Below are 20,688 nucleotides of genomic sequence, written 5' to 3'. Positions count from 1 at the left end.
GGATGAGAGCGGCCTGTGCGGATGATGCGCAAGTGCCTTGAGGGATCTGATGGGTTGAGGTGATTCGGGAGACACCGGTCGACCTCGTACGCGGTCGGCCCGAGGCCTTCCGCGGCACGCCCGCGGCCAGGCACTTCACGTGTTGCCGCAGGTCGTCGGGGTACCCGGTGCATACGGGCCACGTTGTGAGGAGTTCCTGAGAATCGGATTCCAACCCTTGGGACAGGGTAGGCGAATCCCCCGTAATGGACTTCATCGGAATTTCGATGGAGCCGGATCGCCTTCCGGTACGTCCATTCCTCGACGCCGAAGTACGAGCGACGGAGGTGGCAGGGCCATGGCTGGTTTCCGCAGTCTGGCGAGACAGGTGCGCGACCCGAGGAACGACCTCGCGTTGCGGCGCTATTCGCTGCGCAAGTGTCTGGAGCGGTTCGCCCCCTACGGGCACCGGGCGACCTGGGACCATCTGTGCGGCAGGCACCGCATCGGGCCCGAGGACCGGGCCCCCGATCCGGCGCGGCTGGTGGCCGCGCTGGAGGAGCTGGAGGCGGCCAGGACCGTCTGGCTCGCCTATGAAGTGGAGTTCGCGGCGCGCAGGAAGCGCGAGAAGCACGCGGGGCTGCGGCGCCCGGGCTCCTTCGACGACTGGCACCGGCGCACCTGGGGCGGTTTCGGGGTGGCGTGGTGCGACGATCCGGGTGCGCACCCCGCCGAGCCGCTGGCCGAGGTGCTCGGCCGCATGATCGCGGCGCTGCGGACCACGCCAGGCACGGCGTGCCCGGTGTGCGGGGGGAGCCGCCTGGTGTGGAGCCAGGACCTGTCCCACGAGCCGTGGTTCGGGCCGGTCTGTTCGGGCTGCGGCATTCTGGTCCCGCGCCCCGTGCTGACCACCGAGGCGCTGACGCGGGCCAAGGCGGCGCGGCGCGGAGAGCTGGCATCGGTGGCGTGAGCGGCGCGGGGGCGAGCCGACTCTCCCCCGCGTTGCCAGGAGACCCCGCGTTCCCAGGAGACCCCGCGCTGTCGGGAAGCCTCCCGTTGCCAGGAAACCCCGGGCGGTCGGGAACACGTACGCCGTCCGTGATCCCCGGGCGGTGGTCGGCGGGCTCCGGCCGCGTCGACCACATGATTCAGGTCTGTCTGAACGGCGCACGCGGTGCGGGCGACGGTGCGGCGGTGCCGCTGTCCCCGGCCGCCCTCGCCGAGTCCGCGGCGGCCGCGGTGGCGGCGGGCGCGGCCGAGGTCCATGTGCATCCCAAGACCCCTTGCGGCAGCGACTCGCTCTCACCGCGCGTGGTGGGCCCGGCCGTCGAGGCGATACGGGCGGCGGTGGACGTACCGGTCGGGGTGACGACGGGCGCCTGGGCGGAGCCCGATCCGATGCGCCGCGTGGAGCGCGTACGGTCCTGGGCGGTGCTGCCCGACTACGCCTCGGTCAACTGGCACGAGGAAGGCGCCGACGAGGTGGCGGCCACCCTGCTCGACCGGGGCGTGGGCATCGAAGCGGGCATCTGGTCCGGCACCGACGCGGCCCGCCGCTTCCTCGACTCCCCTTATGGGCCAAGGGTGTTGCGCGTCCTCGCCGAGGTGATCGCCCCCCTGCCGGGGGAGGCCGGTCCGACGGCCCGCGCGCTGCTGGCCGAGCTGGGCGGTGCACACGGCAGGCCCGTGCTGCTGCACGGCCAGGACGCCTGCACCTGGCCGGTGCTGCGCCTGGCCCGCTCGCTCGGCCTCGACACGCGCATAGGCCTGGAAGACGTGCTGGTACTGCCGGACGGCGAACGGGCCACGTCCAACGCGCAGTTGGTGAGGGCGGCGCTGGCCTGCGGGTGAGCGTGGTGCCGGCCCGCGCCGGAGTGCGGTGCCGGCCCGCGTCAGCGGGCGGCTCCGGCCGACCCGCGCGGCCCCTCCCGGCTCGGCCCTTGTGCTCAGCCCTTGCGCTCGGCGAGCAGCCGGGAGCCGGTGAGGGTGCTGCCGAAGACGTCGTCCGGGTTGGACAGGACGCAGTTGTCCAGGGAGAGGCAGCCGCAGCCGATGCAGTCCGAGAGGTGATCGCGCAGCCGCCCCAACTGGCTGATGCGCCGGTCGAGTTCGGCACGCCAGTTCTCGGAGAGGCGGGCCCAGTCCTCCTTGGTCGGGGTGCGCTCCTCGGGGAGTTCGGCCAGGGCGTCGCGAATCGTGGCCAGCGGAATGCCGACGCGCTGCGCGGCCCGGATGAAGGCGACCCTGCGCAGGGTGTCGCGGCAGTAGCGGCGCTGGTTGCCGGAGGTGCGGCGGCTGACGATCAGGCCCTTGGACTCGTAGAAGTGCAGGGCGGACACGGCGGCTCCGCTGCGCGCGGACACCTGCCCGACCGTGAGCTCGTGGATCTTCTCTGGAATCTGCGGCACCCCTGGAACCCTACTGGCCCCGGCCCCCCGGCCGGCCGCCGCCCGCCACCCCGCCCGCACTGCCGCACCTCGTTGACAGGACCGGCGGCCCCAACCATGCTGAGTTAGCTGAGCAAGCGCTTGTACATGTGCTGGTACATGGGCCGGCGCAGACGCTTGTTCAGGACCGCGAGAGCGTCGCGAGAGGCAGGGACCAGGGACATGGCAGAGCCGAGGATCTTCACGTCCGCCGAGGAGCTGAAGGCCGGGGTGGGCGAGCAGCTCGGGCACAGCGACTGGCTGGAGATCGACCAGAAGCGCATCGACCTGTTCGCCGACGCCACGGGCGACCACCAGTGGATTCACGTCGACCCCGAGCGGGCCGCTTCCGGGCCCTTCGGGACGACGATCGCGCACGGCTACCTCACCCTGTCCCTGCTGCCGACCCTGGTGCCGCAGGTGCTGCGCGTCGAGGGCATGAGGATGGGCATCAACTACGGCACCAACAAGGTCCGCTTCCCCTCCCCCGTGCCGGTCGGCTCGCGGCTGCGCGCGACGGCGGAGCTGACGGAGGTCGTCGAGGCGGGCGGCGGGGTGCAGGTCACCGCGAAGGTCACCGTCGAACGCGAGGGCGGCGACAAGCCGGTGTGCGTGGCGGAGTCGGTCTCGCGCTACTTCTTCTGAGCATCGCCCCGCCGGTCCTCGCGGGCCGGCGCTCCCGCGCGGAGCACTCCGCCGCTTGCGGGCCGAGTCCGAGCCCCGGGGCGGCGGCCCCGGGGCGGCGGCCCCGGGGCGGCGGCCCCGGGGCCCGGCCGGTTCGAGAAGAGCGGGCGGGCCCCGGTCCGCTACTTCTGGACCCCGACCATCCGCAGTACGAGGTCGGCGTAGAGCGCGCCGACCTCGTCGGGCGTGCGGCGGCCCTCCGTGTTGAACCAGCGGGCCACGTCGATGCAGAGCGAGAGCACCGCGAGCGTGGTGCCGGGCACGTCCGGCACGTCGAACTCGCCCGCCGCCACCCCCTCGTTGAGGATGCGGCGCACCGCGGCGTCGCTCTGCCTGCGCAGTTCCACGATCTCGGTGCGGTGCTCGGCGCCGAGCGCGTCGAGCTCGTACTGGACCACGCGGGCCGTCGTGTGGTGCCCCGCGTGCCAGCGGACGAAGGAGCGCACGGCTGCGGAGAGCCGCTCGGCCGCGCTTCCCTCGGCCTCGGCCGCGGACCGCAGGATCTCCAGGGCCTTGTCGTGCCCGATCCGGCTGATCCGGTGGAGCAGCTCTTCCTTGGTCTTGTAGTGGATGTAGAGCGCGGCCGGGCTCATGCCGGCCCGGCCCGCGATGTCCCGGGTCGTGGTGGCGTGGTAGCCGCGCTCGGCGAACGCCTCGACGGCGGCGACGAGCAGCCTCCTGGCGGCCTCGGGCGTGACCTCGCCCCAGGGCTTTTCCTCGCCGCCGGCCGTCTCTTCGGTCACGTCAGCCGTACCCATCGCTCGCCCCTTCCGTCCGTCAGCGCTTTTCGTTCAGCGGGACGAACACCATACCCCGAGGGTGAGCAAGCGCTTAGAGGCTGTCCGGCGGGTCCGGTCGCCTCTCGGACAGGCCGGCCTAGAGCTTCTGGAACGGGTCGTGTTCCGCGAGGAGCTTTTCCAGCCGGGCCTGGTCGACCCGGCTCACGATCTGGCCGGCCTCCTGGCGGTCCCTGATCACCTTGGCGAGGGTGAAGGCGGAGGTGACGAGGTAGAGGACCGCCATGGCGAGGAAGGCGCGGACCCAGGAGTCCGCCTGGAGGCGGAGGATACCGATCGCGGTGGCGACCAGCGCGATCGCGAAAGCGGCGACGGCCTGGCCGTAGTACGCCGCGGTGTTCTGCTGCTTGACCGGTGTCTCACTCATGGCGACAGCATGGAGCGGATGTGGCACGGGCCACATCCGCTCTCGTACTCAGTACATACTCAGACGCCCGGCGGCCGAGCGCGCACGCCCCGTTCAGAAGGCCGAAATCCCGGTCTCCGCACGGCCGATGATGAGCTTCTGAATCTGGCTGGTGCCCTCGTACAGGGTCATCACGCGGGCGTCCCGCAGCAGCTTTCCGACCGGGTACTCGTCGATGTAGCCGTAGCCGCCGAAGACCTGGAGGGCGTTGTTCGCGGCCCGCACCGCAGCCTCGGAGGCGAACAGCTTCGCCTTGGACGCGGCGGTGGCGAAGTCCCGGCCCCGGTCGATGAGGTCGGCGACCCGCCAGGTCAGCAGCCGGGCCGCGTCCACGTCCACCGAGATGTCGCTGATCAGCTCCTGGACGAGCTGGTAGTGGGCGATGGACCTGCCGAACTGCTCGCGTTCACCGGCGTACTTGACGGCCGCGTCCAGGGCGGCCTGCGCGATGCCGACACAGCCGGCCGCGACCGACATCCGTCCCTTGGCGAGCGCCGACATCGCGATCGAGAAGCCCTTGCCCTCCGGCCCGAGCAGCGCGGCCGCCGGGACGCGTACGCCCTCCAGGACCAGTTCGGCGGTGGCCTGGCCGCGCAGGCCCAGCTTGCCGTGGATGGTGCGGCGGGTGAGGCCGGGGGTGTCGGTGGGGACCAGGAAGGCGGACACGCCCCGGTGGCCCGGGGTGTCGTTGGTCCGGGCGAAGAGCAGCACCACATCGGCCCAAGTGCCGTTGGTGATGAACATCTTGGTGCCGTCGATGACGTAGTCGTCGCCGTCCCGGACCGCCTTGGTGACGAGGTTTCCCGCGTCCGAGCCCGTGCCCGGCTCGGTCAGTCCGAAGCAGCCGATGACGTCGCCCGAGGTGAGCCGGGGCAGCCAGGCACGCTTCTGCTCCTCGCTGCCCCAGGAGGCGATGGTCTTGGTGACCAGGCCGAGGGAGACCGAGACGATGCCGCGGACCGAGGAGTCGCCGCGGCCGAGCTCCTCGGTGACCAGGCAGTACGCGAGGTGGTCGCCGCCCGAGCCGCCGTACTCCTCGTCGACGGTGAGCCCGAGGAAGCCGAGCGCGCCCAGCTTCTTCACGATCGACTTGTCGACGTTCTCGGCGCGGTCCCACTCGATGACGTGCGGGGTGATCTCGCGCTCGACGAACTCCTCGGCGAGCTGCTGGACCGCCGCCTGTTCCTCGCTCAGCTCCAGGTTCATGTTCGCTGCACCCCAGATTTAATTACCACTGCTAGTTTTTGGTTGGCAGGCCCTACTATGTGCCGCATGGCCCGACCGCGCAAGCCCCTTCTGAGCACCGACCGCATCGTCGCGGCGGCGAGCGCCCTGGTGGACGCGGAGGGCCTCGCGGCGGTGTCGACCCGGCGGCTCGCCGCGGAACTCGGGGTCAGCGGGCCCTCGCTCTACAACCACTTCCGCACCAAGGACGAGATCCTGGAGGCCGTCGCCGACGCCACCTCGGCACAGGTCGACCTGTCGATGTTCGACACGGACGACGGGCGCGACTGGCGTACGTCCCTGCACGACTGGGCGCTCGCCTACCGCTCGGTGCTCACCCGTCACCCCAACATCGTTCCGGTGCTCGCCCAGGGGCCCGGCCGCCGCCCGGCCGGGCTCCGGCTCGCGGACGCGGTGTTCGGCGCGATGGTCGCGGCGGGGTGGCCGCCGGCCCAGGCGACCCGGATCGGCGCGCTGATGCGGTACTTCATCATGGGCTCGGCGCTCGGCTCGTTCGCCCGTGGCTTCGTGGACGACGAGGCGGCGTACGATCCCGCGGACTATCCGCACCTGGGGCAGGCACATCTCCTCGCCGAGCGGCAGCAGGAGATCGACGAAGGGGCCTTCGAGGTGGGGTTGCGGGCACTGCTGGACGGGCTCCGGCTCCAGTACGAGGCGCTGGCCAGCGCGTAGCCGGGGTCCCGCCGCCCCGAGCGGAGGCCCGCCGCCCGGAAGGAAGTCGCCCTGCCTCCCGAAGGCTGCGGGGGCCCAGCCCCCGGACCCGGCCACCCGCTCCCCCGGAATCGTTGACCGGGCGCGGGCCGCGCGTGGCCGGTCGCGCCATTCCCCGCGCCCCCCTGGATGCCAAGCCCCCTAGAAGACGACCAGGGCTCGTCCTCCCTTGCCCGCCAGCATGTTGTCGAAGGCGGCCGGGATGCCGGCCAGCGGGATTCGCTCGGAGACCAGCGAGTCGAGGTCCAGGCGGCCCGCGCGGATGTGGTCGGCCAGGACCGGGAGGTCGGTCGCGGGGTCGCAGTTGCCGTAGACGCAGCCCGCCAGCGTGCGGCCCCAGTGGAAGATCTCCAGGGCGTTGAAGGTGACCTGTTGGTCCTTGCCGCCGATGCCGACGACCGTCGTGCGACCGCCGCGCCGGGTCGACTCCCAGGCGGTACGGATCGTCACCGCGCGGCCCACGCACTCGACGGCCACGTCCGTGCCCTGGCCGCCGGTGAGCCTCCGGATGTCCTTGGCCGTCGTCTCGGAGGCGACCACGAAGTCCGTCGCCCCGGCCTCGCGGGCCAGCCCTTCCTTGTCCGGGGAGACGTCGACGGCGATGATCTGCCCCGCGCCCGCGATCCGGGCGGCCTGGAGGGTGGCGAGCCCCACCCCGCCCGCGCCGAACACCGCGACCGTCTCGCCCTGCCGCACCTTCGCCGAGTGGTGGACCGCCCCGTACCCGGTGAGCACCGCGCAGCCGAGCAGCGCGGCCTCGGTGAGCGGGATGCCCGCGGGGAGCGGGATCAGGCAGTTCTCCGCGACGACGGTCTCCTCGGCGAACGCGGCCACGTTCAGGCCCGGGTGCAGCTCGGTCCCGTCGGCGGTGTGCGCGTACACCGAGCCCGCGCCGTTCAGCGCGTTGACGCAGAGCCACACCTCGCCGAGCGAGCAGGGGTGACAACTGCCGCAGGAGGGAGCCCAGTTGAGGACGACCTCGGCTCCGGGGGCGACGGAGGTGACGCCCTCGCCGACGGAGACGACCGTGCCCGCGCCCTCGTGGCCGAGGACGGCCGGGACCGGCACCCGCATGGTCCCGTTGGTGAGCGAGAGGTCGGAGTGGCAGACCCCGGCGGCGGCCAGGCGGACCCGCACCTGGCCGGGGCCCGGCGCGGGCAGGTCGATGTCGGTGATCTCCAGCGGAGAGCCGACGGCGGGCAGTACGGCGGCGCGAACCATGGCGTGCGTGCTCCTGAGCGGTGGGAAGGGAGGCGGAGTGGGCTTCAGAACTGGAGCGACTTGGTCTGGAGGTACTCGGTCAGACCGTGCACGCCGAGCTCGCGGCCGACCCCCGACTGCTTGTAACCACCGAAGGGGGCAAGGGGGTTGAAGCGTCCGCCGTTGATGTCGACCTGGCCGGTGTCCATCCGGCGGGCGAAGGCCACGGCCTCCGCCTCGTCGCCCGCCCAGACCCCGCCGGCCAGCCCGTACACGGTGCCGTTCGCGATGCGCAGGGCGTCGTCCTCGTCCTCGTACCGGATGATCGAGACGACCGGGCCGAAGATCTCCTCCTGGGCGATGGCCATCTCCGGGGTGACGTCCGCGAAGATCGTGGGCGAGACGTAGTAGCCCTGCTCCAGGGGTGCCTCGGCGCCGCCCGCGACGATGCGCGCGCCTTCCTCGACGCCCTTCTCGATGTAGCCGCGCACCCGCGCCAGTTGCTTGGCGTTGACGAGCGGGCCGACGCGGTCGCCGACCGTGTACTTGGCCGCGGCGGCCGATGCCAGCTCGACGGCCTCGTCGTACCGGTCGGTGTGGACCAGCATCCGCGTCCAGGCGCTGCACGTCTGGCCGGAGTTGCCCATCACGTTGGCGACGCCCACGTTGACCGCCTTGGCGAGGTCGGCGGTGGGCAGGATGACGTTGGCGGACTTGCCGCCCAGCTCCAGGGCGACCCGCTTGACGGCGGCGCCGGCCGTGGCGCCGATCTGCTTGCCGACGGCGGTCGAGCCGGTGAAGGAGACCAGGTCGACCCCTTCGTGCTCGGCGAGCGCCTGCCCGGCGACCGGGCCGAGCCCGGTGACCAGGTTGAACACGCCCGCGGGCAGACCGACTTCATGCACCGCCTCGGCGAAGAGCTGCGCGGTCAGGGGCGTGTCCTCGGCGGGTTTGAGGACGACCGTGCAGCCCGCCGCCAATGCGGGTGCCACTTTGTTGACGATCTGGTGCAGCGGATAGTTCCAGGGCGTGATCGCGCCGACGACGCCGACCGGCTCCTGGTAGACCGTGGAGTTCCCGACCTTCTCCTCGAAGGAGTAGGAGGCGGCGAGTTCCGCGTAGGACCCGGCGATCGCGATCGGCAGGCCCGTCTGCACGGCCTGCGCGAACGGGAGCGGGGCGCCCAGTTCGGCGCTGATGGTCTCGGCGATCTCGTCCTTGCGGGCGACCAGGCGGTCCCGCAGCGCCGCGAGCCCGGCGGCTCGCTCGGCGGGCGGGGTCGCCGCCCAGCCCGGCAGGGCCGCCCGGGCGGCGCGCACCGCGGCGTCGACGTCCTCGGCCGTACCGGCCGGGACATGACCTATGACCTGCTCGTCGACCGGGTTGAGCACCGCGATGGTGTCGCCGCCCGCCGCGGCCCGCCATTCGCCGCCGATGTACATGCCGTCGTGGGCGTTCATCACATTCCTCCCGAGCGGAGCCAGCGTCGTCCGCCGCTCAAACTAGCGCCGTTAGTTTTTTGGCGCCAGGGCCCCCGACGGCCTTGGCTCAGATGATGCCGAACAGGATGCCCGAGCCGAGCACCACCAGGCAGGTCAGGGCCGCCCATTTCACCGTGAACCGGGTGTGGTCGCCGAACTCCACCTTGGCCATGCCGACCAGGACGTAGACGGCGGGCACCAGTGGGCTGGACATGTGCAGCGCCTGCCCGGCCAGGGAGGCACGGGCGATCTCCAGCGGGGACACCCCGTGCGCCGCGCCCGCCTCGGCGAGGACGGGCACGACCCCGAAGTAGAAGCCGTCGTTCGACATGAAGTAGGTGAGCGGCAGGCTGAGCACGCCGGTCACCAGGCCCATCTGCGAGCCCATGCTGTCCGGCACCACGCCGACCAGCCAGTCCGCCATGTGCTTGACCATGCCGGTGCCGTTGAGCACACCCGTGAAGACGGCGGCCGCGAAGACCATGCCCGAGACGTTGACGACGTTGTCCGCGTGGGCGGCGATCCGGGCCTTCTGGGCCGGGATGTGCGGGAAGTTCACGGTCAGGGCGAGGGCCGCGCCGATCAGGAACAGGACCGGGATCGGCAGCCACTCCATGATCATGGAGGTGAGCAGGGCGACGGTGAGCAGCGCGTTGAACCAGTACAGCTTGGGCCGCAGGGTCTCGCGTGCGGGGTCGAGCCCCTGGAAGTCGTCGTCGCCCTCGGGGGCGTCCGCACCCGCGCCGCCGCCCGAGGCGCGCGGGGTCTCGCCGGAACCCCCGGCCCCGACGAGCACCGTCTCGGTCTCGGTCTCGAGGACCTTGTCGAGGGACAGGTAGCCCACGCGCCGGCGCTCGCGCATGCCGAGCACGTACGACAGGACGAGCACGGCGACCAGGCCGGTCGCGAGGGCCGGGATCATCGGCACGAAGATGTCGGAGGCGTCCAGCTTCAGGGCCGTCGCGGCGCGGGCGGTGGGACCGCCCCAAGGGAGCGTGTTCATCACGCCGTTGGCGATCGCGGCGACGCCGGTCATCACCACCGGGCTCATGCCGAGCCGCTTGTAGAGCGGGTACATCGCCGAGACGGTGATCATGAAGGTGGTGGAGCCGTCGCCGTCGAGCGAGACGATCGCGGCGAGCACCGCGGTGCCGACGACGACCCGCATCGGGTCGGCCTTGCAGAAGCGCAGGATGCCTCGCACGATCGGGTCGAAGAGGCCCACGTCGATCATCACGCCGAAGTAGATGATGGCGAACATGAGCATCGCGGCGGTCGGAGCGAGCGAGCCGACGCCCTTGATGACGTAGTCGCCGAGATGGGCTCCCTTGCCGACGAAGACGCAGAAGAGAGCGGGGATCAGAACCAGCGCCGCGATGGGCGACATCTTCTTCAGCATGATCAGGACCAGGAAGGTCGCGATCATGCCGAAGCCGAGGATGGTCAGCATTCAGGACACCTAACGTTCACCCTTGAACTGGCGCCGGGGGCCGGCGGTGCGGATGACGTTAGGTCGCCGTTTCAATCCTTAACAAGATGTTGACACCTGAGCAATACGAGCAAAACTCCAGGTCACGATAGGGGTACGAGTTCGACGGGGAAGCCGTTGAGCACGGACGTGCCCGACAGCGGGTCGATGCGTGAGCCGTCGAGGAGCTGGTTCACGTTGACGCCCGGCCGGCCGGCGGCGACCCCGAGCCTGCTGCCCGGACGGCTGTGGCCCCAGCCGTGCGGCAGGCTGACCACGCCCCGGCGCACGCTGTCGGTGATCTCCACGGGCGCGGCGACCGCTCCCCCGTCCGCCGTGATCCGTACGCCGGCGCCGTCGGCGAGGCCGAGCCGGGCGGCGTCCTCGGGGTGGATCTGCAGGGTGCAGCGGTTGGAACCGCCGTTCAGCGCGGGGATGTTGTGCAGCCAGCTGTTGTTGGAGCGCAGATGGCGCCGGCCGACCAGGACCAGCGCCGCGGGTCGCTCGCCCAGGGCCGCGCGCAGCCGGGGCAGGTCGGCGGCGACGGGCGCGGGGAGCAGTTCGACGCGGCCGCTGCGGGTCCTGATCACCTGCGCGAGGCGCGGCTTCAGCTCGCCGAGGTCGATTCCGTGGGGGTGGGCGAGCACACGCTCCAGGGTGAGCCCGTCGGGGTCGGCCCCGAATCCGTCGCCGTAGGGGCCGAGCCGGAGCATGAGGTCCAGACGGCGCTCGGGGCCGCCCGCGCCGGTCAGCCGGGCGGCGAGCTCCGTCGCGTCACGGCCGTGCACGGGTGAGTGCGGGTCGTCGACGGCCCTGGCCAGGGTGCGCTCGACGACCATCGCGTCCACGGCGGCGGGTTCGGCGCCGTGCAGGCCGCTGACGGCGAGCACGAGCCGGGCGTGGATCTCGCACTCATCCATGCGCCCTTCGGCGAGCGGCACGGCGGGCCGGGTGTAGCGGACCTGGTTGCGGACGGCGAAGCCGTTGAAGGCGAAGTCGAAGTGGGCGCTCTGCGAGGGCGGCGGAGGGGGCAGCACGACGTCGGCGTGCAGCGAGGTCTCGTTCAGATACGGGTCGATGCTGACCATGAAGTCGAGTCCGGCGAGCGCCCGGTCGAGCCGGTCCCCGTCGGGCGCGGAGAGGACCGGGTTGGCGGCGGAGACGATGAGCGCACGAATCCGCCCCTCGCCCGGCGTCTCGATCTCCTCGGCGAGGGCGGCGAGCGGCAGTTCGGACTTCACCTCGGGGTGGTTGCCGACCCGGCTGCGCCAGCGCCCGAGCGAGAAGCCCTTGCCGGGCCCGGCCGGGCGGGGTGCCCGGTCGGTGGCGGAGAGCGGGAAGAGCGCGCCGCCGGGCCGGTCGAGGTTGCCGGTCAGGGTGTTGAGCACGTCGACCAGCCAGCTGGCCAGGGTGCCGTGCTCGACGGTGCAGCTGCCGATCCGGCCGTATACGGCGGCCGTGGGCGCGGCCGCCAGCTCCCGGGCGATGTCCCGGATCTCGTCCGGCTCCACATCGCAGGCGGGGCCGACCGCCTCCGGCGTGAACTCCCGCAGGGCGTCCGCCACTTCGGGCACTCCTTCGACCTGAGCCTCAAGTGCGCCGAGGTCGGTGAGCTTCTCCTCGAAGAGCACGTGGGCGATCGAGGCGAGGAGCAGCGCGTCGGTGCCGGGCCGGATCGCCACGTGCCGGTCGGCGAGCTTCGCGGTGCGGGTGCGGCGCGGATCGACGACCGTGAGGGTGCCGCCGCGCCTGCGCAGGGCCCGGAGCTTTCCGGGGAAGTCCGGGGCCGTGCACAGACTGCCGTTGGACTCCAGCGGGTTGGCGCCGAGCAGCAGCAGGTGTCCCGTGCGGTCGAGGTCGGGGACCGGGATGGCGAACGGGTCGCCGAACAGCAGCCCGCTGGAGACGTGCTTGGGCATCTGGTCGAGGGTGCTGGCGGTGAAGAGGTTGCGGGTGCGCAGCGCGCCGAGCAGGGCGGGCGGGTAGAGGGCGCCGGCCATGGTGTGCACATTGGGGTTGCCGAGGACCACGCCGACCGCGTTCGGCCCGTACTCCTCGGTGATCGCCGGCAGGCGGGCCGCGATCAGGTCGAAGGCCTCGGCCCAGGTGGCGCGCACCAGCTCGCCGTCACGGCGCACGAGGGGTGTGGTGAGCCGGTCGGGGTCGGCGTCGATCTCCCCGAAGGAGGCGCCCTTGGGGCAGATGAACCCCTGGCTGAACACGTCGTCCGTGTCGCCCCGGGCGCCGGTGACGCGCGCGCCCTCCACGGTGAGGCTCAGCCCGCAGGTGGCTTCGCAGAGCGGGCAGATACGCAGGGCGGTGCGGGACATTCGTCCTCCCGGGGCGACGGCGCGCGAGTCCCTGGAGCATACCGACCGGTAGGCATGTCCGGGAGGTCCCGGGCGGGGTCAGTCCAGGGTGCGGGCGAGGTAGGCGTGCAGGAGCTGCCGGGTCTCCTCGACGATCTTGGGGTCGCCCTGGGGATCGGTGCGGAAGGCGAGGCGCAGGGTGGCGTCGGCCGCCTCCACCGCGACCAGGATCACCCGGCGCAGCTCCGCGTCCAGGGTGCGGCCGAACTGCGCCGGGAGCAGCTCGGCGAGGCGGGCGGCGAGGAGGTGGTTGGCGTCCGCGTCCGGGTCGGGCACCGGCTGGGGGCCGCCGAAGTCGACCAGGTTGAACCCGGGCACCGTCTGCTTCAGGACGAGGTACTCGTCCAGAACCGCGTCGACGGCCCCGCGCCAGTCGGCCGCCTCGATCGTTTCGAGACGGGCATTGATCATGCCGGCGTAGCGGTCGAGGTTGCGGGCCGCGAGCGCCTCGGCCATGGCCCGCTTGTTGCCGAAGAAGCGGTAGACCGAGCCGATCGGCACCCCGGCCCGCTGGGCGACGGCCCGCGTGGAGAGGTCTTCGTAGCCGGTTTCGTCGAGGAGTTCGGCACAGGCGTCGAGTATCCGGGAGAGCCGCTCGGCGCTGCGCTGCTGGACGGGCGCCCGGCGGAGGTTCGCGTGGAGATCAGGAGCAGGAGACACCCGCCCATCATCTCCCGCCCGGCCGGTTTTCCCGTTGACGCGACCGCATCGTAATCCTACGGTTGACCATAGGATTCCGGCACGGGAGCAGGAGAGCGCACGATGACGACATCGACCGGCGAACAGGCGGGGAAGATCGCGGAGGGCCTCGGCTACTCCCGCGGATTCGGCAATGAGCACAGCTCGGAGGCCGTCCCCGGCGCTCTTCCGCACGGCCGCAACGCACCCCAGCGCGCCCCCCTCGGCCTGTACGCGGAACAGCTGAGCGGCTCCGCCTTCACCGAGCCGCGCGCCACCAACCACCGCTCCTGGCTGTACCGGATCCGGCCATCGGCCGCGCATCCGCCGTTCACCCGCATCGACAACGGCCGCCTGCGCTCGGCGCCCTTCACCGAGACCGTGCCCGATCCCAACCGGCTGCGCTGGAACCCGCTGCCCGAGCCCCCGGCGGGCACCGACTGGCTGGCGGGTCTGTGGACGCTCGGCGGCAACGGCGACGCCGCACAGCGCACCGGCATGGCCGTGCACCTCTACCACGCCAACTCCTCGATGGAATCGAGGGTGTTCAGCGATGCCGACGGCGAGCTCCTGATCGTGCCCGAGCACGGCGGGCTGCTGCTTCGCACCGAGCTCGGCCTGCTCGCCGTCCGCCCCGGCGAGGTCGCCCTGGTCCCGCGCGGTGTCCGCTTCCGGGTCGAGCTCCTCGACGCGAGCGCCCGCGGCTATGTCTGCGAGAACTACGGGCGCCCCTTCGAGCTGCCCGAGCTCGGTCCGATCGGCGCCAACGGCCTGGCCAACGCACGGGACTTCCGGGCCCCGCTCGCCGCGTACGAGGACGTCGAGGGCCCGGTCGAGGTGGTCAACAAGTTCTGTGGCAACCTCTGGGCCGCGACCTACGACCACTCGCCGCTCGACGTCGTCGCCTGGCACGGCAGTCATACGCCGTACGTCTACGACCTGCACACCTTCAATGTGATCGGCACCATCAGCTACGACCACCCCGACCCGTCGATCTTCACGGTGCTCACCTCGCCGTCCGACACCCCGGGCCTGGCCGGCGTCGACTTCGTGGTGTTCGCGCCGCGCTGGCTGGTCGGCGAGGACACGTTCCGCCCGCCGTACTTCCACCGCAACGTGATGAGCGAGTACATGGGCCTGATCGAAGGCGCCTATGACGCCAAGACCGCCGGCGAAGGAGGTTTCGTGCCCGGGGGCGGCTCGCTGCACAACATGATGTCGGCGCACGGCCCGGACCGGGAGACCTTCGACCGGGCGAGCGCCGCCGAGCTGAAGCCGCAGAAGATCGACGACGGCCTTGCCTTCATGTTCGAGACGCGCTGGCCGGTCACCGCCACCGAGCAGGCGGCGAGCGCCGACCACCTCCAGCGGGGCTACGACGACGTGTGGCAGGGTCTTCAGCGCCACTTCCGCTCCTGAAGCGCCACTTCCGCTCCTGAGCACCACCTGATACGGAACCCCTGTGACCTCCTCCTTCGCTCCCGACTCCCTGGTCCTGAACCGGAAGCTGCCGCTCTGGTACCAGGTCTCCCAGTCGCTGCGCGCCTCGATACTGGGCCGCTCCCCCGACGCCTCGCTGCGCCTGCCCACCGAGGAGCAGCTCGCCGCGCACTACGGGGTGAGCGTGCTGACGATGCGTCAGGCACTCAAGGAGCTGGAGCAGGAGGGCCTGATCAGCAGGCACCGGCGGCGCGGCACGTTCATCGAGCCGGCCGCCCGTCGGGCGACCCCGGTCCGGCTGCTCGGCTCGATCGACGCGATCGTGGCCCAGCAGTCGGGCGAGCGCACCACGATCCTGGGCCACGGCCCGGAGCCGGTACCGGGCGATCTCGCCGAGTACTTCCCCACGAGCGCCGAGGTGGTGGCGTACCGCAGGCTGCGGTGCGACGAGGAGAGCGGCGAGCCGACCAACTGGGCTTACAACGCGGTGCGTCCGGAGGTGGCCGCCTCGATCGACCTCGCCGATCTCACGCGCTGGCCGATGACGAAGGTGCTGCGGGACGCGGTCGGAGTGGACATCGCACGCATCACGGACACCGTGGAGGCACGGCTCGCCGATCCGGTCACCGCCGAGCTGCTGCAGGTCCCGCTCCTCTCACCGATCCTGCACTACACCGGCGTCACCTACGACGGGCTGGGCCGGGTCGTCGATGTGGCCCGCATCCACTACCGCGGCGACCGCTTCTCGTTCTCGGTGACGGTCGAGGCCCGCTGAGCGTTCTCACTAGCATGCTGGCTGTGAGCGATGACGTGCCTCTCCTCGACGACCTGATGCCCTGGTCGGTGGCCCCGCTGCGGCTCGGGCGCCCCTGGGTGGTGGCCCCGGACGAGCGCACCCTGCGCGCCCGCTGGGATCTGCTCGTACGGTCCGAAGGCGCCGAGCGGGAGCGGCTGTTCGGCCCGAGCCGGGCCCGTACGCTGCGCTCCGCGGTGGCCGCACTGCCCGGCAGCGCCCGGGGTACCGGCCCGTTCGGGCAGGAGCGGGGCCGCTGTCCCGATCCGGTGCGCATCCGGCTCGGCCCCTTCGACGAGCAGTGGCTGATACCGGACCAGCGCCTGATCGACGCCGCCCGGCCGGAGCTGTGGCGGGTGGCCGACGAGCACCAGCTCTTCGTGGTCGAGCAGGGGTACGTGCCGGCGCCGGGCTCCCGGGCCCGGGCGAAGGGCGAGGGCCCGGCGGACCCCGGGCCCGCCGTGACCGTCTCGGCCGTGCTGCCCGACGGCAGCGCGCCCGCCGGGCGTCCGGGCCGCATCCGTCCGCTGTACCGCCGCCCGGGCGGCCTGGAGCCGAACCTCGCCCCGGGCCTGCTCGCCTTCCTCCGCGATGCGTACGGCTGCGCGGTCGCCCCGCACGAGGTGGCCGCCTGGGCTCTGGCGTCGGGCCGCCCGAGTGCGGCGGGCTGCCTCGTCCCGCTGCCGCGGGACCGTCAACTCTGGTCCACCGGAGTGGAGTTGGGGCGGCGGATGAGTGCGTTGATGGCACGCGGGGCGCACGGCGGCGACAAGCCGCGGCTGCCCGGCGGGCGCCGGCCCTATGTGCGCGCGGCCGTCCCGGCCCGCCCGCGGGAGCTGCGCTACGACGCCGCCGAAGAGGCCCTGCACCTCGGCGACGGCGGCCGCATCGCGCCCGTGCCGCCCGAGGCCTGGGAGTTCCGGGTGGGCGGGGTACGGATGCTCGATCTGTGGTTCGAGCGGCGCACCGGGCCCGCCGAGGCGGGCACGCTGGCCGCGGTCGGCCCGGCCGACTGGCCCCAGGAGTGGACGTCCGACCTGCTGGAGCTGATCACGGTGCTGGCGCTCCTCGGCGAACTGCGTTCACAGCGGGCCGAGTTGACGGGCGCCCTGACGACGACGGTGACACGGGAGGCACTGCGTGCGGCGGGCGTCCTGCCCGTGCCGGCCGGCGCGCGCCACCCCGCGTCCGTGCTCGACCACCACGAGGAGGGGCCCGGGGGCCAGTTCGCCCTCATCTGACGCCGCTCGCCCCGGCCGAGCGGCCGGGGCTCAGGCCGCGTACTCGCTCAGGTCGATGGAGTGGATGTTCAGCGCGTGCCCGAACTCCGGGTGGACCGTCTCGCGCTCCAGCTTCATCCCGAGCTTGCGCATCACGTTCTCGGAGGCGTCGTTGCCCACCCTGGAGACGCTGATGACCCGGCCGAGCCCCCGGTCCTGGAGCGCGAACTCCAGCGCGGCGTGGGCCGCCTCGGAGGCATACCCCTGGCCCCAGAAGGGCCGGCCGAGCCGCCAGCCGATCTCCACCTCGTGTGCGGCCTCGGGCAGGAAGTACGGCACGGAAAGGCCGGTGAAGCCGATCAGCTCACCGGAGCCGAGCAGTTCGACGGCGAAGAGCCCGAAGCCCTCGTCGTCCCACTCGTCCTCCCACCTCTCGATGTCCTCGGCGGTCCTCTCCAGGTCCCGGACCGAGCCGTCGCCGATCCAGCGCATGACCTCCGGGTCGGCGTTGATCTCGGCCATGGGGACGAGGTCGTCGTCGGTCCAGCGGCGGAGCAGGAGGCGGGGGGTGCGGATCTCGGTCATGGAGCCATCCTGCACGGCGCCGGGCCGAGCGGGAAATCCGCCCCTCGCCCCGCGGCCCGGGCCTCCCGCGTCGCGGACGGGGGCCCGGGCCACGCGTCGCGTCAGTAGTACTCGCGCATGAGCTCGGTGGCCCAGTCCGGCTGCTCGGTGGCCCCGCGGGGGCCGAACTCGGCCAGGTAGGGCTTGATGTCGAGCACCGGAGTGCCGTCGACCGCATCCAGGCCCTGCACGTGGACGTCGAGTCCCTCGACGCGCAGCAGCCGGCAGCGGGAGACACCGAGCCGGTTGGGCCGGTTCTTGCCGCGCTGGGCGAAGATGCCGACCAGGGGCCAGTCGGTGTTGCCGCGCGGGTGGCGGGCCCCGGTCTCCACCTTTTCGACCGGGACCCGGTCGAAGTGGTAGACGATCTCCACGTGCGAGAAGGAGTCGAGGCCCGCGAGCGCCTCGGGCCCGAACCGCTCCCCGTCGAGTCGGATCACGGCCGACACCTCGCCCCACTCGTCGTCGCGGACCTCGCCGCGGCCTCCGACCACCCGACCGACCGGATCGCAGACGACCTCGACCCGGGTGCTGCTCTCTGACATGTGCTGCGCCTTTCACCGGAAGGGAGCGATCACGGTTCACCGTACGGCGGGCCCAGCGGCGCGCGCGGGGAATCCCCGACGGCGCCCCGGCTAGTCCGCGAACGCGTCGAGCGTCCTCGTCAGAGCCCGCTCGAAGACCGCGTCCATGTCGATGGGGCCCGAATCCTCGGCGAAGGCCGCGGCCAGCCGCGGATAGCGGCCGGTGGCGACCTGGCTGAAGAGGTAGGCGATCCGCACGCCCTGCTCCTGCTCGGGCGACCAGGGCAGCGAGCGCGTCCGCTCGGCGGTGGCGATCTCGTTGGCGACATAGGTGGTGACCACGCCGTTCACCGAGGCGATCAGCTCCATCTTGGTGCCGTACCGCGCCTTCAGCGGGTCGAGGCAGGTCATGCAGTGCTCCAGGTACCGCAGCGCGTTGGGGCTGAACCCGTACACGGGGGACATCAGGCGCGGCAGCCACGGGTGGCGGTGCATCAGCGCCCGGGTCTGGTGGGCGAGGGCGAGCATGTCGGCCCGCCAGTCGCCGGTCGGGTCGCTCAGGTCGTACTCGGCGCTGACCGCGTCCACCATCAGCTCGTACAGGTCCTCCTTGCGCGGCACGTAGTTGTACAGGGACATCGTTCCGCAGCCGAGCTCGGCCGCGACATGGCGCATGGACAGCGCGTCGATGCCCTCCGCGTCCGCGATGCGCACGGCGACGGCCGCGATGTCGGCACGGCTGAATGCGGGCCTGGGGCCCCGTCCGGCGCGCTCGGGGCGCGCCCAGATCACTTCTGGTTCAGCAGGTCGCCCTGCCATGGATCATCACCTCGCCCCCCATCGTAGTTACGTACACCGTACGTAGTGCGCTATGGTGAGCCACATGACGACTACGTACGCTGTACTTAGTGAGGGTCTGGAGAAGCGCTTCGGCGAGGTCCACGCGCTGCGCGGGCTCGATCTGGCCGTGGCCGAGGGCACGGTCTGCGGAGTGCTCGGCCCCAACGGCGCCGGCAAGACGACGGCCGTACGCCTGCTGACGACGCTGCTCGCACCCGACGCGGGCTCGGCACGGGTCGCCGGGCACGACGTGGTGCGCGAACAGGACGCGGTGCGCCGCGCCATCGGCGTGACCGGCCAGTCCGCCTCCGTCGACGTGGAACTCTCCGGACGGCAGAACCTCCGCCTCTTCGCCAGGCTGCACGGCATGCGCGGGGCGGCGGGCCGCGAGCGGGCCGCCGAACTGCTGGACCGCTTCGAGCTGGCGGACGCGGCCGATCGCGCGGCCGGCACCTACTCCGGCGGCATGCGGCGCCGCCTCGACCTCGCGGCGAGCCTGCTCACCCGCCCCCGCGTGCTGTTCCTCGACGAGCCCACCACGGGCCTCGACCCGGCGAGCCGCAACCAGATCTGGTCCGCCGTGCGCGCCCTGACCGCCGAGGGCACCACGGTGCTGCTCACCACCCAGTACCTGGAGGAGGCCGACCGGCTCGCCGACCAGATCGTGCTCGTCGACCAGGGCCGCGCCGCGGTCACCGGAACCCCGGCCGAGCTGAAGGCCAGGATCGGCTCCTACGCCCAGGTCGTCGTCGCGGACGAGGGCTCCATGCCCCGAGCGGCCGCGGTGCTGGACCAGTTAACGGGTTCGCGGCCCCAACTCGACACCGCCACAAGGACGGTGGGTGCCGTCTCGATGGACCCGACGATCACCCTGCCCCGCCTGGTGCGCGAACTGGACGGCGCCACGGTGCCGATCCTCGACGTGAGCCTGCGCCCGCCCACCCTCGACGAGGTGTTCCTCCGCCTCACCGAAAGCGCCAACTCCCGCAAGGAGCTCGTGACATGACCTCGCTCGCCTACGACAGCACGGCCATGCTCGGCCGTCAGCTCCAGCGCATCAAGCACGCGCCCGGCGTGCTCATCCTCACCCAGACCATGCCGATATCGATGCTGCTGTTCTTCGGCTACGTCTTCGGCAGCGCGCTCGCCGTGCCGGGCGAGGAGTACCGCGCCTACCTGGTGCCCGGCCTCCTGGTCGCCACCGCCGCCAACGGCCTGATGACCGGGATGTTCCAGGCCGCGCAGGACTCGCACCGCGGGGTGATGGACCGGCTCCGCACCCTGCCGATGAGCCGGGCCGCGGTCCCGGTCGGCCAGAGCGCGGCGGACCTGCTGACCACCGCGCTCGGCATGGTCCCGCTGATGCTCGTGGGCCTCGCGGTGGGCTGGCGCGTCGACTCCGGGCCGCTCGGCGCACTCGGCGCATTCGGGCTCCTGATGCTGCTGCGCCTCGCGACGACCTGGGCGGGCCTGTTCCTCGGCCTGCTGACCGGCAGCGAGGAGGCCGCGGGGCAGCTCGGCTCGGCCACCTTCATGCTGCCGCTGCTCTCCAACGCCTACATCCCCACCGACCACCTCCCCGGCTGGCTGCGCACGATCGCCGAGTGGAACCCGATCAGCGCCGTCGCCTCGGCCGTCCGCGAGCTCTGCGGCCGGGCCGCGCCCGCCGCGGACGCCGCCTGGCCGGTGGCCCACCCGGTCGCGGGCTCGCTCGCCTGGTGCGGCTTCCTGCTGCTCGTCTTCGTACCGCTCGCGGTGCGCCGGTACGCGAACAACGGCCGCTGAGCGGCGCCGTGGGGTGAC

General features: G+C 72.2%; 21 protein-coding genes. 9 read left to right on the top strand and 12 right to left on the bottom strand.

Features of this window, described 5'->3' with window-relative positions; genetic code table 11:
* Positions 1 to 337: 337 nt before the first annotated feature.
* Positions 338 to 949, top strand: coding sequence for a hypothetical protein (locus IE267_RS28725; RefSeq protein ID WP_161244720.1), 612 nt, complete (start codon positions 338 to 340; stop codon positions 947 to 949).
* A gap of 173 nt (positions 950 to 1,122) precedes the next feature.
* Entirely contained in the window at positions 1,123 to 1,830 is a 708-nt protein-coding gene (locus IE267_RS28720) for a 3-keto-5-aminohexanoate cleavage protein (protein ID WP_189765348.1), read from the top strand.
* 95 nt (positions 1,831 to 1,925) lie between these two features.
* On the opposite strand, the gene soxR is transcribed toward IE267_RS28720, so the two are convergent.
* Positions 1,926 to 2,387 carry a redox-sensitive transcriptional activator SoxR gene (gene soxR / locus IE267_RS28715; RefSeq protein ID WP_161253700.1) on the bottom strand — a complete coding sequence of 154 codons (462 nt, stop codon included), beginning with the start codon at positions 2,385 to 2,387 and terminating at the stop codon, positions 1,926 to 1,928.
* Positions 2,388 to 2,588: 201 nt separating this feature from the next.
* Here soxR and IE267_RS28710 point away from each other — a divergent pair, with 201 nt between their 5' ends.
* Complete coding sequence (locus IE267_RS28710; protein WP_167154438.1) at positions 2,589 to 3,050, top strand: MaoC family dehydratase; 462 nt, start codon at positions 2,589 to 2,591, stop codon at positions 3,048 to 3,050.
* A 161-nt stretch (positions 3,051 to 3,211) separates the two neighbouring features.
* Here IE267_RS28710 and IE267_RS28705 read toward each other — a convergent pair whose 3' ends face one another.
* From IE267_RS28705 to IE267_RS28695, 3 genes are all read right to left on the bottom strand, one after another.
* Entirely contained in the window at positions 3,212 to 3,847 is a 636-nt protein-coding gene (locus IE267_RS28705; RefSeq protein WP_161253706.1) for a TetR/AcrR family transcriptional regulator, read from the bottom strand.
* Between the two features lie 118 nt (positions 3,848 to 3,965).
* The gene (locus tag IE267_RS28700; RefSeq protein WP_161253709.1) at positions 3,966 to 4,253 is read right to left on the bottom strand and encodes a YiaA/YiaB family inner membrane protein; all 288 of its coding nucleotides are present in this window, start codon (positions 4,251 to 4,253) and stop codon (positions 3,966 to 3,968) included.
* A 93-nt stretch (positions 4,254 to 4,346) separates the two neighbouring features.
* Positions 4,347 to 5,498: an acyl-CoA dehydrogenase family protein gene (locus IE267_RS28695; RefSeq protein ID WP_189765223.1), complete on the bottom strand. Its 1,152-nt coding sequence runs from the start codon at positions 5,496 to 5,498 to the stop codon at positions 4,347 to 4,349.
* Between the two features lie 66 nt (positions 5,499 to 5,564).
* On the opposite strand from IE267_RS28695, the gene IE267_RS28690 reads away from it, so the two are divergent.
* Positions 5,565 to 6,209: a TetR/AcrR family transcriptional regulator gene (locus tag IE267_RS28690; RefSeq protein ID WP_167154434.1), complete on the top strand. Its 645-nt coding sequence runs from the start codon at positions 5,565 to 5,567 to the stop codon at positions 6,207 to 6,209.
* 180 nt (positions 6,210 to 6,389) lie between these two features.
* On the opposite strand, the gene IE267_RS28685 is transcribed toward IE267_RS28690, so the two are convergent.
* From IE267_RS28685 to IE267_RS28665, 5 genes are all read right to left on the bottom strand, one after another.
* Complete coding sequence (locus IE267_RS28685) at positions 6,390 to 7,469, bottom strand: Zn-dependent alcohol dehydrogenase (protein ID WP_189765222.1); 1,080 nt, start codon at positions 7,467 to 7,469, stop codon at positions 6,390 to 6,392.
* 44 nt (positions 7,470 to 7,513) lie between these two features.
* A complete protein-coding gene (locus tag IE267_RS28680; RefSeq protein WP_189765221.1) occupies positions 7,514 to 8,908 on the bottom strand; it encodes an aldehyde dehydrogenase family protein in 1,395 nt (464 codons plus the stop codon).
* Between the two features lie 88 nt (positions 8,909 to 8,996).
* Positions 8,997 to 10,379: a CitMHS family transporter gene (locus IE267_RS28675; RefSeq protein WP_189765220.1), complete on the bottom strand. Its 1,383-nt coding sequence runs from the start codon at positions 10,377 to 10,379 to the stop codon at positions 8,997 to 8,999.
* Positions 10,380 to 10,501: 122 nt separating this feature from the next.
* Positions 10,502 to 12,727 carry a molybdopterin oxidoreductase family protein gene (locus IE267_RS28670; RefSeq protein ID WP_189765219.1) on the bottom strand — a complete coding sequence of 742 codons (2,226 nt, stop codon included), beginning with the start codon at positions 12,725 to 12,727 and terminating at the stop codon, positions 10,502 to 10,504.
* A gap of 78 nt (positions 12,728 to 12,805) precedes the next feature.
* Positions 12,806 to 13,426: a TetR/AcrR family transcriptional regulator gene (locus IE267_RS28665; RefSeq protein WP_161245264.1), complete on the bottom strand. Its 621-nt coding sequence runs from the start codon at positions 13,424 to 13,426 to the stop codon at positions 12,806 to 12,808.
* 102 nt (positions 13,427 to 13,528) lie between these two features.
* On the opposite strand from IE267_RS28665, the gene hmgA reads away from it, so the two are divergent.
* The 3 genes from hmgA to IE267_RS28650 are packed head-to-tail and all read left to right on the top strand — an operon-like array spanning position 13,529 to position 16,918.
* Positions 13,529 to 14,863, top strand: coding sequence for a homogentisate 1,2-dioxygenase (hmgA, locus tag IE267_RS28660; RefSeq protein WP_189765218.1), 1,335 nt, complete (start codon positions 13,529 to 13,531; stop codon positions 14,861 to 14,863).
* 43 nt (positions 14,864 to 14,906) lie between these two features.
* A complete protein-coding gene (locus IE267_RS28655; protein WP_167154415.1) occupies positions 14,907 to 15,659 on the top strand; it encodes a GntR family transcriptional regulator in 753 nt (250 codons plus the stop codon).
* 14 nt (positions 15,660 to 15,673) lie between these two features.
* A complete protein-coding gene (locus IE267_RS28650; protein ID WP_189765217.1) occupies positions 15,674 to 16,918 on the top strand; it encodes a type ISP restriction/modification enzyme in 1,245 nt (414 codons plus the stop codon).
* A 30-nt stretch (positions 16,919 to 16,948) separates the two neighbouring features.
* Here IE267_RS28650 and IE267_RS28645 read toward each other — a convergent pair whose 3' ends face one another.
* The 3 genes from IE267_RS28645 to IE267_RS28635 all read right to left on the bottom strand — a co-directional run bounded on the left by IE267_RS28645 (position 16,949) and on the right by IE267_RS28635 (position 18,864).
* The gene (locus tag IE267_RS28645; protein ID WP_161255918.1) at positions 16,949 to 17,482 is read right to left on the bottom strand and encodes a GNAT family N-acetyltransferase; all 534 of its coding nucleotides are present in this window, start codon (positions 17,480 to 17,482) and stop codon (positions 16,949 to 16,951) included.
* Between the two features lie 101 nt (positions 17,483 to 17,583).
* Complete coding sequence (locus tag IE267_RS28640; protein ID WP_167154408.1) at positions 17,584 to 18,066, bottom strand: SAM-dependent methyltransferase; 483 nt, start codon at positions 18,064 to 18,066, stop codon at positions 17,584 to 17,586.
* 90 nt (positions 18,067 to 18,156) lie between these two features.
* Positions 18,157 to 18,864, bottom strand: coding sequence for a TetR/AcrR family transcriptional regulator (locus IE267_RS28635; protein ID WP_167154405.1), 708 nt, complete (start codon positions 18,862 to 18,864; stop codon positions 18,157 to 18,159).
* A gap of 64 nt (positions 18,865 to 18,928) precedes the next feature.
* On the opposite strand from IE267_RS28635, the gene IE267_RS28630 reads away from it, so the two are divergent.
* Positions 18,929 to 19,891 carry an ATP-binding cassette domain-containing protein gene (locus IE267_RS28630; RefSeq protein ID WP_167154402.1) on the top strand — a complete coding sequence of 321 codons (963 nt, stop codon included), beginning with the start codon at positions 18,929 to 18,931 and terminating at the stop codon, positions 19,889 to 19,891.
* The gene (locus tag IE267_RS28625; protein WP_189765216.1) at positions 19,888 to 20,670 is read left to right on the top strand and encodes an ABC transporter permease; all 783 of its coding nucleotides are present in this window, start codon (positions 19,888 to 19,890) and stop codon (positions 20,668 to 20,670) included. Before IE267_RS28630 ends, IE267_RS28625 begins: the two co-directional genes overlap by 4 nt.
* The last annotated feature ends 18 nt before the right edge of the window (positions 20,671 to 20,688 follow it).

The organism is Streptomyces xanthochromogenes (assembly GCF_014650455.1).
Lineage (GTDB): Bacteria > Actinomycetota > Actinomycetes > Streptomycetales > Streptomycetaceae > Streptomyces > Streptomyces xanthochromogenes.
Note: the sequence above shows the minus strand (reverse complement) of the source record. Positions and strands in the feature narration are given on the sequence as shown.

Coding starts and splice junctions, on each gene's coding strand:
- IE267_RS28700 (WP_161253709.1), bottom strand. CDS start 4,253: ATGAGTGAGACACCGGTCAAGCAGCAGAACACCGCGGCGTACTACGGC.
- IE267_RS28670 (WP_189765219.1), bottom strand. CDS start 12,727: ATGTCCCGCACCGCCCTGCGTATCTGCCCGCTCTGCGAAGCCACCTGC.
- IE267_RS28705 (WP_161253706.1), bottom strand. CDS start 3,847: ATGGGTACGGCTGACGTGACCGAAGAGACGGCCGGCGGCGAGGAAAAG.
- IE267_RS28685 (WP_189765222.1), bottom strand. CDS start 7,469: ATGGTTCGCGCCGCCGTACTGCCCGCCGTCGGCTCTCCGCTGGAGATC.
- IE267_RS28675 (WP_189765220.1), bottom strand. CDS start 10,379: ATGCTGACCATCCTCGGCTTCGGCATGATCGCGACCTTCCTGGTCCTG.
- IE267_RS28710 (WP_167154438.1), top strand. CDS start 2,589: ATGGCAGAGCCGAGGATCTTCACGTCCGCCGAGGAGCTGAAGGCCGGG.
- IE267_RS28645 (WP_161255918.1), bottom strand. CDS start 17,482: ATGACCGAGATCCGCACCCCCCGCCTCCTGCTCCGCCGCTGGACCGAC.
- IE267_RS28650 (WP_189765217.1), top strand. CDS start 15,674: ATGCTGGCTGTGAGCGATGACGTGCCTCTCCTCGACGACCTGATGCCC.
- hmgA (WP_189765218.1), top strand. CDS start 13,529: ATGACGACATCGACCGGCGAACAGGCGGGGAAGATCGCGGAGGGCCTC.
- IE267_RS28695 (WP_189765223.1), bottom strand. CDS start 5,498: ATGAACCTGGAGCTGAGCGAGGAACAGGCGGCGGTCCAGCAGCTCGCC.
- IE267_RS28640 (WP_167154408.1), bottom strand. CDS start 18,066: ATGTCAGAGAGCAGCACCCGGGTCGAGGTCGTCTGCGATCCGGTCGGT.
- IE267_RS28690 (WP_167154434.1), top strand. CDS start 5,565: ATGGCCCGACCGCGCAAGCCCCTTCTGAGCACCGACCGCATCGTCGCG.
- IE267_RS28680 (WP_189765221.1), bottom strand. CDS start 8,908: ATGAACGCCCACGACGGCATGTACATCGGCGGCGAATGGCGGGCCGCG.
- IE267_RS28630 (WP_167154402.1), top strand. CDS start 18,929: ATGACGACTACGTACGCTGTACTTAGTGAGGGTCTGGAGAAGCGCTTC.
- IE267_RS28635 (WP_167154405.1), bottom strand. CDS start 18,864: ATGGCAGGGCGACCTGCTGAACCAGAAGTGATCTGGGCGCGCCCCGAG.
- IE267_RS28720 (WP_189765348.1), top strand. CDS start 1,123: ATGATTCAGGTCTGTCTGAACGGCGCACGCGGTGCGGGCGACGGTGCG.
- IE267_RS28725 (WP_161244720.1), top strand. CDS start 338: ATGGCTGGTTTCCGCAGTCTGGCGAGACAGGTGCGCGACCCGAGGAAC.
- IE267_RS28625 (WP_189765216.1), top strand. CDS start 19,888: ATGACCTCGCTCGCCTACGACAGCACGGCCATGCTCGGCCGTCAGCTC.